Origin of the sequence: Serratia sp. PF-27 (genome assembly GCF_030053255.1) — a bacterium.
GTDB lineage: Bacteria > Pseudomonadota > Gammaproteobacteria > Enterobacterales > Enterobacteriaceae > Serratia > Serratia bockelmannii.
Genome location: NZ_JASGBT010000006.1, coordinates 183844 through 196650, shown reverse-complemented (window position 1 = coordinate 196650; position 12807 = coordinate 183844). Strand labels below are relative to the sequence as shown.

Below are 12807 nucleotides of genomic sequence, written 5' to 3'. Positions count from 1 at the left end.
GCGACCTGTAACATTTAGCGGCGCATAATAGAATGCCTTCACTGCACCGATCGCTAGGTTTTCAGTGGTGTGGCATGTAGAATGCAGCGATTCAGGTGCAAGACGGCCTCACCCATTCACTGTCGCTTTAGGTCCATGCGGGTTTCTATAGGCGAGTAATTCAGAAATACCAAGGCAGAAAAACTTTTATAATGAAGCATATACGAAATTTCTCCATTATTGCCCATATTGACCACGGTAAGTCGACGCTGTCTGACCGCATTATCCAAATCTGCGGTGGCTTGTCCGACCGTGAAATGGCTGCGCAGGTGCTCGATTCCATGGATCTGGAGCGCGAGCGCGGCATCACCATCAAGGCGCAGAGCGTAACGCTGGATTATAAAGCGCTGGATGGGCAGACCTATCAGCTTAACTTTATCGACACCCCTGGCCACGTTGACTTCTCCTATGAAGTCTCCCGCTCGCTGGCGGCCTGCGAAGGCGCGCTGCTGGTGGTGGACGCCGGTCAGGGCGTAGAAGCCCAGACGCTGGCCAACTGCTACACCGCGATCGAAATGGATCTGGAAGTGGTGCCGGTGTTGAACAAAATCGACCTGCCGGCCGCCGATCCGGATCGCGCCGCGCAGGAAATTGAAGACATCGTCGGCATCGACGCTACCGATGCGGTGCGCTGCTCGGCCAAAACCGGCGTCGGTGTGCCTGAGGTACTGGAGCGTCTGGTGCGCGACATTCCTGCGCCGCAGGGCGATCCGGATGCGCCGCTGCAGGCGTTGATCATCGACTCCTGGTTCGATAACTACCTGGGCGTCGTGTCTCTGGTGCGCGTCAAGAACGGCACGCTGCGCAAGGGCGACAAGATCAAGGTCATGAGCACCGGCCAGGTGTATAACGCCGATCGTTTGGGTATCTTCACGCCGAAGCAGGTCGATCGCGACGTGCTGAACTGCGGCGAAGTGGGCTGGCTGGTCTGTGCGATCAAAGACATCCTCGGCGCGCCGGTGGGCGATACCCTGACGCAGGCGCGTCAGCCGGCGGATAAAGCGCTGCCGGGCTTCAAGAAAGTGAAGCCGCAGGTGTACGCCGGTCTGTTCCCAATCAGCTCCGACGACTATGAATCTTTCCGTGATGCGCTGGGCAAGCTGAGCCTTAACGACGCGTCCCTGTTCTACGAGCCGGAAAGCTCCACCGCGTTGGGCTTCGGCTTCCGCTGCGGCTTCCTCGGTCTGCTGCACATGGAGATCATTCAGGAACGTCTGGAGCGTGAATACGATCTGGATCTGATCACCACCGCGCCGACGGTAGTCTACGAAGTGGAAACCACCGGCAAAGAAGTGATCTACGTCGACAGCCCGTCCAAGCTGCCGCCGCTGAACAACATCCAGGAACTGCGCGAGCCGATCGCCGAATGTCACATGCTGATGCCGCAGGAATACCTGGGCAACGTTATCACCCTGTGCGTTGAGAAACGCGGTGTGCAGACCAACATGGTTTACCACGGCAACCAGGTGGCGTTGACCTATGAAATCCCGATGGCGGAAGTGGTGCTCGACTTCTTCGACCGCCTGAAGTCCACGTCGCGCGGTTATGCGTCGCTGGATTACAACTTCAAGCGTTTCCAGGCCTCCGACATGGTGCGCGTGGACGTGCTGATCAACAACGAGCGCGTGGATGCGCTGGCGCTGATCACCCACCGCGACAACTCGCAGTATCGCGGCCGTGAACTGGTGGAGAAGATGAAAGATTTGATCCCGCGTCAGCAGTTCGACATTGCGATTCAGGCGGCGATCGGCACGCACATCATCGCGCGCTCCACCGTGAAGCAGCTGCGTAAAAACGTGCTGGCGAAATGCTACGGCGGTGACGTCAGCCGTAAGAAAAAGCTGCTGCAGAAACAGAAAGACGGTAAGAAGCGCATGAAGCAGGTCGGCAACGTCGAGCTGCCGCAGGAAGCGTTCCTGGCCATTCTGCACGTCGGTAAAGACGGCAAGTAACCGCGACGAGTTCGCGAAACGAGGGAGTTTGCATGGCGAATATGTTTGCCCTGATCCTGGCGTTGGCCACCCTGGTCACTGGGATCATCTGGTGCTTCGAGCGCTTTAAATGGGCGCCGGCCCGCCGCGCGAAGATTGCGGCGGTCAACGAGCAGACCGCGGGCGCAGTAGACGATAAAACGCTGGCGAAAGTGGCGAAGCAGCCAGGCTGGGTAGAGACCGGGGCATCGGTCTTCCCGGTGTTGCTGCTGGTCTTTGTGGTGCGCTCGTTTATTTACGAACCGTTCCAGATTCCGTCCGGATCAATGATGCCGACGCTGTTGATTGGCGATTTCATTCTGGTGGAGAAATATGCCTACGGCATTAAAGATCCGATTACCCAGACTACGCTCATTGAAACCGGCCATCCGAAGCGTGGCGATATTGCGGTATTTAAATATCCGCTGGATCCGAAGCTGGATTATATCAAGCGCGTGATTGGCCTGCCGGGCGACCGTATTACTTACGATCCGGTGAATAAGCGCGTCACGGTGCAGCCGTCCTGCAACAGCGGGCAGTCCTGCGATACCGCGCTGGCCGTGACCTACGCCGATGCGCAGCCGAGCGACTTCGTGCAGCTGTTCAGCCGCAGCGGCATGGGCGAGGCCAGCAACGGCTTCTATCAGATCCCGCTGACCGATAACGTGCCGTCGGGCGGCATTCGCATGCGTGAGCGCCAGGAAAGCCTCGGCAACGTCACGCATCGCATCCTGACCGTGCCGGACGCGCAGGATCGGGTGGGCGCTTACTACCAACAGCCGGGTAAACCGCTGGCGGAGTGGGTGGTGCCGGCCGGGCATTACTTCATGATGGGCGACAACCGCGATAACAGCGCGGACAGCCGTTACTGGGGCTTTGTGCCGGAGAAGAATCTGGTGGGTAAAGCCACGGCCATCTGGATGAGCTTTGAAAAACAGGAAGGTGAGTGGCCTACCGGCGTGCGTTTCAGCCGGATCGGCGGTATTCATTAATCGCTGACTGATTCCCTGTTAATTTCACGCCGCAGCCTACTGCGGCGTGAAAGATTAAGGGGATATAAACACAGCATTATGTTTCCACTCGTTGTAGAATACTTTCTCGAGCGATAAAAAGTTGGCCCCTGCTGGGAGCCACTGCAAACGAAACAGCTTTGGATCGGCTTTCGGCGAAGCAGGCCTGTTCCGTATGCTGCAAGTTTTTGACGCATTCTTGATCTATTGGTAACTCATGAACCCCATCGTAATAAACAGGCTGCAGCGGAAGCTGGGCTACACTTTTCAACAGCAGGAGCTTTTACTGCAGGCTTTGACTCACCGCAGCGCCAGCAGTAAACACAATGAACGTCTTGAGTTTCTGGGTGACTCGATTCTGAGCTTTGTCATCGCCAATGCGCTCTATCATCGCTTTCCTCGCGTAGACGAGGGCGACATGAGCCGCATGCGCGCCACGCTGGTGCGCGGCAATACGCTGGCGGAGATGGCACGCGAGTTTGACCTGGGCGAATGTCTGCGGCTTGGGCCGGGCGAATTGAAAAGTGGTGGGTTCCGCCGCGAGTCAATCCTGGCGGATACGGTGGAGGCATTGATCGGCGGCGTGTTCCTGGACAGCGACATCCAGACCGTCGAGCGCCTGATTTTGGACTGGTATCGCAGCCGGTTGGACGAAATCAGCCCCGGTGATAAGCAGAAAGACCCGAAAACCCGTTTGCAGGAATTTTTGCAGGGGCGTCATCTGCCGTTGCCTTCTTATTTGGTGGTGCAGGTTCGCGGTGAAGCGCACGACCAAGAGTTTACCATCCACTGCCAGGTGAGTGGTTTGAGCGAGCCCGTGGTGGGCACCGGCTCAAGCCGCCGTAAAGCCGAGCAGGCGGCAGCGGAACAAGCGCTGAAAAAGCTGGAGCTTGAATGAGTGAAGTAAAACAACACTGCGGTTTTATCGCCATCGTCGGCCGCCCGAACGTGGGCAAATCGACGTTGCTGAACCAACTGCTGGGGCAGAAGGTTTCCATTACGTCGCGTAAGCCGCAGACGACCCGTCACCGCATCATGGGCATCGACACCGATGGCGTCTATCAGGCGATCTACGTCGATACCCCTGGGCTGCACATCGAAGAAAAACGCGCCATCAACCGTTTGATGAACCGCGCGGCCAGCAGCTCGATCGGCGACGTCGAACTGGTGATTTTCGTGGTCGAAGGCACCAACTGGACCGCCGACGACGAAATGGTGGTCAACAAGCTGCGCAGCCTGCGCTGCCCGGTATTGCTGGCGATCAACAAGGTCGATAACGTCACTGACAAATCCAAGCTGTTGCCGCACATCGCGTTCCTCAGCCAGCAGATGAATTTCCTCGACGTGGTGCCTATCTCCGCCGAGAAAGGGATGAACGTCGACACCATCGCCGGCATCGTGCGCAAGCTGCTGCCGGAAGCGGAACACCACTTCCCGGAAGACTACATCACCGATCGCTCCCAGCGCTTTATGGCGTCCGAGATCATCCGTGAGAAGCTGATGCGTTTCCTGGGCGAAGAGCTGCCCTATTCGGTGACGGTAGAAATCGAACAATTCGTGGCCAACGATCGCGGCGGTTACGATGTGCACGGCCTGATCCTGGTCGAGCGCGAAGGCCAGAAGAAAATGGTCATCGGCAATAAAGGCGCCAAGATCAAAACCATCGGCATCGAAGCGCGCCAGGACATGGAAAAGATGTTCGACGCCAAAGTGCATCTGGAGCTGTGGGTGAAAGTGAAATCCGGTTGGGCGGACGACGAACGTGCGCTGCGCAGCCTGGGCTATGTTGACGATCTGAAGTAACGACCCGTGGACGGCTGGGAGCGCGCTTTCGTCCTGCATGGGCGGCCGTACAGTGAAACCAGTCTGATGCTGGATCTGTTTACCGAAGGTCATGGGCGGGTGCGCTTGCTGGCGAAAGGCGCGCGCAGCCGCCGCTCCAATCTGAAGGGTTGCCTGCAGCCCTTTACCCCCCTGTTAGTGCGCTGGGGCGGGCGTGGCGAAGTGAAAACGCTGCGCAACGCCGAAGCGGTCTCCCTTGGTTTACCCCTCAGCGGCATGATGCTCTACAGCGGCCTGTATGTGAACGAGCTGCTGGCGCGCGTGCTGGAGCAGGAAACCAACTACTCGGTGCTGTTCTTCGACTACCTGCAATGCCTGCAGGCGCTGGCGGCGGAAGACAGTTCGCCGGAACAGGCGCTGCGTCAGTTCGAGCTGGCCCTGTTGCACCACCTGGGTTACGGCCTCGATTTCCTGCACTGCGCCGGCAGCGGCCTGCCGGTGGATGATGCCATGACCTACCGCTACCGCGAAGAGAAGGGCTTTATCGCCAGCCTGGTGGTGGATCACTACAGCTTCACCGGGCGCGAACTGCGCGCGTTGGCGGAGCGTCAGTTTCCCGATGCCGAGACGCTGCGCGCCGCCAAGCGTTTCACCCGCATGGCGCTGAAACCCTACCTCGGCGGCAAGCCGTTGAAGAGCCGCGAACTGTTCCGTCAGTTTGTGCGCAAACAGCCGAATACGCCGGTCGACGACGCCTGACCTTTTCCCCTTTTGCCGCCCTGCGCCCGCGTGTAAACTGCTGACACTGAAAATCGTATTTAGAGGTTGTCATGGCTGATTTGCTGCTGGGCGTCAATATCGATCACATCGCCACGTTACGTAACGCGCGCGGAACCCAATACCCGGATCCGGTTCAGGCGGCATTCATTGCCGAACAGGCGGGGGCCGACGGCATTACCGTGCATCTGCGCGAAGACCGCCGCCACATCACCGACCGCGACGTGCGCTTGCTGCGCCAGACCATCCAGACGCGCATGAATCTGGAGATGGCGGTGACCGACGAGATGCTGGATATCGCCATTGAGCTGAAGCCGCATTTCTGCTGCCTGGTGCCGGAAAAACGCGAAGAAGTGACCACCGAAGGCGGCCTGGACGTCGCCGGCCAGCTGGACAAAATGAGCGTGGCGGTTGAGCGCCTGGCGCAGGCGGGCATTTTGGTCTCGCTGTTCATCGATCCCGATCATCGCCAAATCGACGCGGCGGTGGCGGTGGGCGCCCCGTATATCGAAATCCACACCGGTGCCTACGCCGAAGCGCAGGGCGAGCTGGCGGTACAGGCCGAGCTGCGCCGCATCGCGGTCGCCGCCGCCTACGCGGCCGAGAAGGGGCTGAAGGTCAACGCCGGCCACGGCCTGACCTATCACAACGTGCAGCCGATCGCCGCGCTGCCGGAAATGCACGAGCTGAACATCGGCCATGCGATTATCGGCCAGGCGGTGATGAGCGGGCTGCCGGCCGCGGTTGCCGACATGAAAGTGCTGATGCGGGAAGCGCGCCGGTAATGGCGGTGCTCGGGCTGGGTACCGACATCGTCGAGATGGCGCGTATCGAAGCTGTGGTGGAGCGCAGCGGCGATCGTCTGGCGCACCGGGTGCTGAGCGACGCCGAGTGGGCGCTGTATCAGCAGCACCAGCAGCCGATTCGCTTTCTGGCCAAACGTTTCGCCGTGAAAGAGGCCGCCGCCAAGGCGTTCGGCACCGGCATTCGCAACGGCCTGGCGTTCAATCAGTTCGAAGTGTTCAACGATGCGCTGGGCAAGCCGAATATTCGTTTGCACGGCCGCGCCGCCGAGCTGGCGGGGGAGATGGGGGTCACCGCGATCCACGTTTCGCTGGCCGACGAACGGCGTTATGCCTGCGCGACGGTGATCGTCGAAAGCTGAAAAGAGAAAGGGCGCCTATGGCGCCCTTGTCAGTCCTGCGGCGATTAAATGCGATCGGCGTGGTGCAACACCACGAACTTGTCCCACAGCTGTTCGTTGCTCTCGCGGTGCTGCGGATCGGTAATGATGGTGTTGTCGATCGGGCAGACCTGCTGACAGGTCGGCGTATCGTAATGGCCGACGCACTCGGTGCAGCGGTCGGTATCTATCTGATAAATTTCATCGCCCATCGAAATTGCCTGGTTCGGGCATTCCGGCTCGCACATGTCGCAGTTGATGCATTTCTTGGTAATCAGCAGTGCCATTGTCAGTTATCTTTCCATCGGTGTGCTCGGGCTGGCGCGCAATCTATCATAGAATCGCCGCGCAACGGGCACTTTTTCGTCATCTTACCGCTTAGGGTAACTCAGGCGGATCGTCAGCCAACTGATCGAAATCAACCATTCTCTGCCCGTCAAACACCCAGCGTTTATCTGCATCTGCGATACGTATCGTAGGCATCACTTCGGGATGGGCAATCCGTATTCCCGCCTCTTGGGCAAACAACCCGATAAAATCGAACGCGCTTAAGGGATCATCAATGATCTGGTGCTGTTGGTCGTGATCGCTCAGCACCAGCAACGGCACCTGGTAATTCTGCCGGGTATCGCCGCTGTGGCGTAAAGAACGCCCACCGCCGATATCCTTGTGGGAAAGGCCGTGATCGGAGAAATAGAACAGTTTAAACGGTGTGCCACTCTGTTTCAGGCTGTGATAAACCTGCTCGATAAAACGGTCGGTCTTGCGGTAGGTAGAGAGATAGCAGGCCAGTTCCTTATTCGGCGACTCGACGCTCGGCGGTTCGCCGTTAAGCCGCTCGCAAAAGTCGGCGTGCGAGCCCATCAGATGCAGCACATACAGATTGCCTTGTCCCTGGCGACGCAATAATGGGTCAAATATCGGCAGCAGCGCATCGTCATCGGTATTGCGCGATTGGAAGTCGCCTTTCTTCAGGAAATAATGGCTATCGCTGAACATGGCGATTTTTGATACCGGCGTATCGAATTGTCCGAACATGCCCTGATTGGACAGCCAGTGGGTTTTGAGACCGGCGGCTTTTGCCAGGGTGATGATATTATCTCCGATGGCAATGTTGTGGCCGTTGCTCAAAGCCAGCGTGCGAGGAAGCGATTCGAACGTATTTGGCGCAGTGGAAATATAATTGCTGTAAAATCGTCCATTGGCATTATCCAGAAACGGCGTAGTGGACACCGGATAATCAAATAAGGACATATGATCCTTGCGCATACTTTCGCCGACGATAATGACATAGTTTTCATTCGTCGGTGCGCCTGCGGTTATTGACCAAGTATCTGGTGTTGTAGCACCGGCAGTTAATTCATCAACCTGCTGTTGGTATTGATGGTAAGCCGAGTAGAGGGATAAAAAGAAGTCAGGCAATTTAAGATTCGCCACACCGCCATTGAAGGCTCTGGCGATAATGATAACCATCAGCAGGGCTAGCAAGGGAAGTATAGTTTTTTTTGAAATGGCTTGCCGCCAAATAAATAGGCCGAGAATGGCCAGCATAACCAGAATGGCGGCGGGCAGCAGATAACAACTGGCCGGCAGGGTCTGCAAAAACTCCCTCGCTTCTATGAGGTTGGTTTGTAACAGGGCGGACATCACGGCAGCGGAAGGGGTACCGTAAATGGCCCCGACCGGCGCATACAGCGCGCACAGCAGAATAAACGGAATAATCAGGCCGTATCGGGTAAGCGAATGAATAGATAATAATAGCAAAGTAAGCGCAATAAAAAGAATATCAATACCTTTTCCACCGCTGTATCCCATCGCCTTGATTAGAATCAATGCAGTAATGACATAGAGTAAAAAGGTACGCAGAATCGGATGCGTCACGGAATGCCGCAACTTATCTAAAATAACAGTGTGTGTATTCATAATGGTATCGTTAAATAATGCTGTCCATGCACGCCCAATTATTGATCAATAATTGAGCAGGTCACCGCCCGCACATTATTTTTCGAATGCAGAGAAGGGAAATAATTGAACTGGCGGCGTTTTATCGGCCGCCATTATACGCGTCAAACCAACTTTTTCATTAACTGTTCGCTGTGCTTGATGCGATCGCGGGCATGATCGAGATCGTGCTGGATCAATGCCATAAACAGCAGGTCGGTGAGGGCGAACTGGGCGGTGCTGGAGGAGATGGCCGCGCTGCGGGTATGGGGCTCTTCGGCGATGGTATAGAGACAGTGGTCCGCGCGCTGCTGCAGACCATTGGGCGAGAAGCTGGTCAGCGCCAACACCCTGGCGCCGGCCTGGCGCGCCTCTTCCGCTGCCAGATTGATTTCACGCCGTTCGCCGCTGAAGGAGATAGCCAGCAGCAGATCGCGTTTGTCCAGCGCCTGCACCGCCGCCAGCTGGACGTGCATGTCCGCTTCGGCCACCGCCATCACGCCGATTTTCAGCAGCTTGAAGGAAAAATCCTTGGCCACCAGCCCGGAGGCGCCGATGCCGATCAGCATCACCCGGCGCGCCTGGCGCAGCATGTCCAGCGCCTGATGCAGCCGTTCTTCGCTGTTGATGTCCAGCGTCGCGCGCAGCGCCGCCTGCTTTTCCGCCAATAGCTTTTCACCGACGGTTTTCAGCGTGTCGCTGCTGAGGATGTGGTTGTGGACGGTCACTACCGGTTCGGCCTGCGGCTGGGCCAGCGTTTCGCTCAGCGCCAGCTTCAGCGCCGGGAAACCTTTATAGCCCAGTTTTTGGGCGAACTTGACCACGCTCGACTGGCTGATGCCGGCCAACTGGGCCAGCTTTTGCGAGCTGAGATGGCGCGCCTGCTCGGCGTTATTCAGCAGAAAGTCCGCCAGCTTGCGGTCGTTTTGCGCCAGTGTCGGATACATCTGGCGAATGCGCAGAAGGGTACTCATTGTTCTTTCCCTGGAAACCAGCGGCCATTTTGCCATGCAGAGGGCGAAAACGCGCGGTGAAAATTTTTGTGAGCTCGTCGTTAAAATAGCAAATAGCGCTCGCTTTGTTGAATAAAATATTCAAATATTGATTTAATTTTGTGAATTAAAAATTCAAAGGTGAACAGATGAACTTAGGCGCACTGGTATCGGAAACCCGCAACCCGGCCACTATGGGGCTGGATGAGATGTCGACGTTGGACATGGTCCGCTGCTTTAACCAGGAAGACCGCAAGGTGCCGGAGGCGATTGAAAAAGTGCTGCCGGCGATTGCGCAGGCGGTCGATTTGACCGCGGCGGCGCTGAAGGCCGGCGGCCGGCTGATTTATTTGGGCGCCGGCACCAGCGGCCGCCTGGGCGTATTGGATGCCTCCGAGTGCCCGCCGACCTTCGGCGTGCCGCACGGCGTGGTGGTGGGGCTGATCGCCGGCGGACCGGGCGCGCTGCTCAAAGCGGTGGAGGGGGCGGAAGACGACGAGGCCCTGGGCGAAGCCGATCTCCGGGCGCTGAACCTCACCGCCGTCGATATGGTGGTGGGGTTGGCGGCCTCCGGGCGCACGCCTTATGTGATTGGCGCACTGCGCTATGCACGCGGGCTGGGCTGCCCGACGGCGGCCATCTCCTGCAACCCGGATTCGCCGATTGCGCACGAAGCGCAGGTGGCGATTTCGCCGGTGGTGGGGCCAGAGGCGCTGACCGGTTCGACGCGCCTGAAATCCGGCACCGCGCAGAAACTGGTGCTCAACATGCTGTCGACCGGCGCGATGGTCAAACTGGGCAAGGTCTACCAGAACCTGATGGTGGACGTGAAGGCCACCAACGTCAAACTGGTGGATCGCGCTTGCCGCATCGTGGTGGAGGCCACCGGTGCAGAACGCGCTCAGGCGGAGGCGGCGCTGGCGCAGACCGGTTTTGAGGTTAAACCGGCGATCCTGATGATCTTGGCCGGCGTCAGCGCCGAAGAGGCGCAGCAGCGGCTGCAGCGGCACGACGGCTACCTGCGCGCGGCGTTGGTGCGTTAATTGACGGTGGGGGTGGCGATGGACAAGACAACGGCATTGGCGACACAGATCTTGGCGGGCGTGGGGGGCGAGGGCAATATCCTCAAACTGGAGAACTGCATGACGCGGGTGCGCATCGAGGTCAGCGACGAGCAGCGTCTGGATCTGGCCGCCCTCAAGCAGTTGCCCGGCGTGAAGGGCTATATCAAACAGGGTGAGCAGCATCAGTTTATCGTCGGCCCGGGCGCCGCCGCCAAGGTGGTGGACGCCATGCGCGGGCTGTTGAGCGGCAATGCACAGCCCGCTGCCGCCGTCGGTGACGCCGCCCGCACCAAGGCGCAGGCTAAGCAAAAATACGCTGCGCCGATGAGTGGCGCGCTGAAAAAGCTGGCCGACGTTTTTATTCCGCTGATCCCGGCGTTTATCGCCTCGGGGCTGATCACCGGCATCATCAACCTGCTGAAACGGCCCGACATCGCCGGTCAGTTGGCCGTGGACTACCCGAACGTGCTGGGGCTGCTGGCGATATTCGGCAGCGCGGTATTCGCCATCATGAACATTCTGGTTGGGGTGAACGCCGCGCGGGTGTTCGGCGGCTCACAGGCGATGGGCGGCGTGATGGCCGGGATCCTCTCCAGCCCTGCGCTGGCGCAGATCACGTTGTTCGGCGAGGCGCTGCAGCCGGGGCGCGGCGGGGTGATCGCCGTGCTGCTGGTGGTGGCGTTGATGTGCTGGGTGGAGAAACGCCTGCGCACGCTGTTGCCGGAGTCGGTCGAACTGATCCTTAACCCACTGCTGACCACGCTGGTCACCGCCTCGTTGGCGATCCTGATCCTGCAGCCGGTCGGGGGGGTTATTTCCGATGCCATCGCCCACGGCGCCAATCTGGCGATCGACAAGGGCGGGCTGCTTGTCGGGGCGCTGCTCTCGGGGCTGTTCCTGCCGCTGGTGCTCTCCGGCCTGCATCAGGGGCTGGTGCCGATCCACGTCGAGCTGGTGCAGGCGCACGGTTCCAACCCGCTGCTGCCGATCCTGGCGATGGCCGGCGTCGGTCAGGTGGGGGCGGCGCTGGCGGTGCTGTTGAAAACCCGCAATGCGCGGCTGAAGAAGGTGATCAAAGGGGCGTTGCCGGTCGGCATTCTCGGCATCGGCGAGCCGCTGATCTTCGGGGTGACGCTGCCGCTGGGCCGGCCGTTTATCGGCGCCTGCCTCGGCGGTGCGGTCGGCGGCGCGCTGATCAGCTACTGGAAGGTGGCGACGGTCATCACCTTCGGCATTTCGGGGCTGCCTTTGGCGTTGACCATCGTCTCAGGTAAGGTGATGTTGTATCTGGCGGGGATGCTGATTACGATTATCGCCGGTTTTCTCTTCACCTGGATGATGGGGTTCAACGATCCCGAGGAGTAGCGTTTGAGCGACAAGCAGCAACCATCGGCCGCAGAAGGGCGCCGCGTGGTCTTTTTCGATCTGGACGGCACTCTGCATCAGGAGGATATGTTCGGCAGTTTCTTGCGCTTCCTGCTGCGCCGTTTACCGCTGAATCTGCTGCTGGTGATACCGCTGTTGCCATTGATTGGCCTGGCGCTGTTGCTGCTGGGGCGCGCCGCGCGCTGGCCGATGAGCCTGTTGCTGTGGGCGATCACCTTCGGGCGCTCCGAAGCGACGCTGAAGGCGTTGGAGCGGCAGTTTATCGAGGTTTTCCGCCAGAAGGTGACCGCGTTTCCGGTGGTGCAAATGCGCTTGCGGCAGTATTTGGATGAGCACGATGCCGAGGTGTGGCTGATTACCGGCTCGCCGGAGCAACTGGTGGCGCAGGTCTATCGGGATTCGGCGTTTCTGCCGCGGGTGCGATTGGTCGGCAGCCGCATCGCGCGCCGCTATGGCGGCTGGGTGCTGACCTTGCGCTGTCTGGGCGTACAAAAAGTGGTGCAGTTGGAGCAACGGCTCGGTGCGCCGCTGAAGCTGTACAGCGGTTACAGCGACAGCAAGCAGGATAACCCGCTGCTGTTTTTTTGCGAACACCGCTGGCGGGTAAGCAAGCAGGGCGAGCTGCAGCAGCTGGAATAAACAAAGGGCGGAGAATTCCGCCCT

At 58.9% G+C, this 12807-nt stretch carries 13 protein-coding genes; 10 read left to right on the top strand and 3 right to left on the bottom strand.

The annotated features are described in order from the left end of the window. Positions 1-191 precede the first annotated feature (191 nt). From lepA to acpS, 7 genes are all read left to right on the top strand, one after another. Positions 192-1991 (top strand): translation elongation factor 4, encoded by a 1800-nt coding sequence (gene lepA / locus QMZ29_RS02735; protein ID WP_173888356.1) that lies wholly within the window; start codon positions 192-194, stop codon positions 1989-1991. 32 nt (positions 1992-2023) lie between these two features. Then, positions 2024-3001 (top strand): signal peptidase I, encoded by a 978-nt coding sequence (gene lepB / locus QMZ29_RS02730; RefSeq protein ID WP_142591378.1) that lies wholly within the window; start codon positions 2024-2026, stop codon positions 2999-3001. 235 nt (positions 3002-3236) lie between these two features. Continuing rightward, entirely contained in the window at positions 3237-3917 is a 681-nt protein-coding gene (gene rnc, locus QMZ29_RS02725; protein WP_004929158.1) for a ribonuclease III, read from the top strand. Further along, positions 3914-4822, top strand: a complete 909-nt coding sequence (gene era, locus QMZ29_RS02720) for a GTPase Era (RefSeq protein WP_261426620.1) — start codon at positions 3914-3916, stop codon at positions 4820-4822. The genes rnc and era overlap by 4 nt, the downstream gene beginning before the upstream one ends. Before the next feature lie 6 nt (positions 4823-4828). After that, complete coding sequence (recO, locus tag QMZ29_RS02715; RefSeq protein WP_004929165.1) at positions 4829-5560, top strand: DNA repair protein RecO; 732 nt, start codon at positions 4829-4831, stop codon at positions 5558-5560. Positions 5561-5631: 71 nt separating this feature from the next. Next, positions 5632-6363: a pyridoxine 5'-phosphate synthase gene (gene pdxJ / locus QMZ29_RS02710; protein WP_025303943.1), complete on the top strand. Its 732-nt coding sequence runs from the start codon at positions 5632-5634 to the stop codon at positions 6361-6363. Next, the gene (gene acpS / locus QMZ29_RS02705) at positions 6363-6743 is read left to right on the top strand and encodes a holo-ACP synthase (RefSeq protein WP_260953696.1); all 381 of its coding nucleotides are present in this window, start codon (positions 6363-6365) and stop codon (positions 6741-6743) included. The genes pdxJ and acpS overlap by 1 nt, the downstream gene beginning before the upstream one ends. A gap of 44 nt (positions 6744-6787) precedes the next feature. Here acpS and QMZ29_RS02700 read toward each other — a convergent pair whose 3' ends face one another. The 3 genes from QMZ29_RS02700 to QMZ29_RS02690 all read right to left on the bottom strand — a co-directional run bounded on the left by QMZ29_RS02700 (position 6788) and on the right by QMZ29_RS02690 (position 9676). Continuing rightward, positions 6788-7048, bottom strand: coding sequence for a YfhL family 4Fe-4S dicluster ferredoxin (locus QMZ29_RS02700; RefSeq protein ID WP_025303942.1), 261 nt, complete (start codon positions 7046-7048; stop codon positions 6788-6790). Positions 7049-7139: 91 nt separating this feature from the next. Further along, positions 7140-8684 carry a phosphoethanolamine transferase gene (locus QMZ29_RS02695; RefSeq protein WP_261426615.1) on the bottom strand — a complete coding sequence of 515 codons (1545 nt, stop codon included), beginning with the start codon at positions 8682-8684 and terminating at the stop codon, positions 7140-7142. 143 nt (positions 8685-8827) lie between these two features. Beyond that, on the bottom strand, positions 8828-9676 hold the full coding sequence (locus QMZ29_RS02690) for a MurR/RpiR family transcriptional regulator (protein ID WP_016929788.1): 849 nt from the start codon (positions 9674-9676) through the stop codon (positions 8828-8830). 167 nt (positions 9677-9843) lie between these two features. Here QMZ29_RS02690 and murQ point away from each other — a divergent pair, with 167 nt between their 5' ends. From murQ to yfhb, 3 genes are read left to right on the top strand one after another with little or no spacing between them, the layout of a single operon-like run. Continuing rightward, a complete protein-coding gene (gene murQ, locus QMZ29_RS02685) occupies positions 9844-10737 on the top strand; it encodes an N-acetylmuramic acid 6-phosphate etherase (protein WP_197811327.1) in 894 nt (297 codons plus the stop codon). Between the two features lie 18 nt (positions 10738-10755). Further along, positions 10756-12123 (top strand): PTS transporter subunit EIIC, encoded by a 1368-nt coding sequence (locus QMZ29_RS02680; RefSeq protein WP_164067822.1) that lies wholly within the window; start codon positions 10756-10758, stop codon positions 12121-12123. 3 nt (positions 12124-12126) lie between these two features. After that, positions 12127-12783, top strand: coding sequence for a phosphatidylglycerophosphatase C (gene yfhb / locus QMZ29_RS02675; RefSeq protein WP_043138142.1), 657 nt, complete (start codon positions 12127-12129; stop codon positions 12781-12783). Positions 12784-12807 lie beyond the last annotated feature (24 nt).

Bases quoted from the DNA above. Each gene is read 5' to 3' on its own strand.
- lepA (WP_173888356.1), top strand. From the start codon at position 192: ATGAAGCATATACGAAATTTCTCCATTATTGCCCATATTGACCACGGT.
- lepB (WP_142591378.1), top strand. From the start codon at position 2,024: ATGGCGAATATGTTTGCCCTGATCCTGGCGTTGGCCACCCTGGTCACT.
- rnc (WP_004929158.1), top strand. From the start codon at position 3,237: ATGAACCCCATCGTAATAAACAGGCTGCAGCGGAAGCTGGGCTACACT.
- era (WP_261426620.1), top strand. From the start codon at position 3,914: ATGAGTGAAGTAAAACAACACTGCGGTTTTATCGCCATCGTCGGCCGC.
- pdxJ (WP_025303943.1), top strand. From the start codon at position 5,632: ATGGCTGATTTGCTGCTGGGCGTCAATATCGATCACATCGCCACGTTA.
- acpS (WP_260953696.1), top strand. From the start codon at position 6,363: ATGGCGGTGCTCGGGCTGGGTACCGACATCGTCGAGATGGCGCGTATC.
- QMZ29_RS02700 (WP_025303942.1), bottom strand. From the start codon at position 7,048: ATGGCACTGCTGATTACCAAGAAATGCATCAACTGCGACATGTGCGAG.
- QMZ29_RS02695 (WP_261426615.1), bottom strand. From the start codon at position 8,684: ATGAATACACACACTGTTATTTTAGATAAGTTGCGGCATTCCGTGACG.
- QMZ29_RS02690 (WP_016929788.1), bottom strand. From the start codon at position 9,676: ATGAGTACCCTTCTGCGCATTCGCCAGATGTATCCGACACTGGCGCAA.
- murQ (WP_197811327.1), top strand. From the start codon at position 9,844: ATGAACTTAGGCGCACTGGTATCGGAAACCCGCAACCCGGCCACTATG.
- QMZ29_RS02680 (WP_164067822.1), top strand. From the start codon at position 10,756: ATGGACAAGACAACGGCATTGGCGACACAGATCTTGGCGGGCGTGGGG.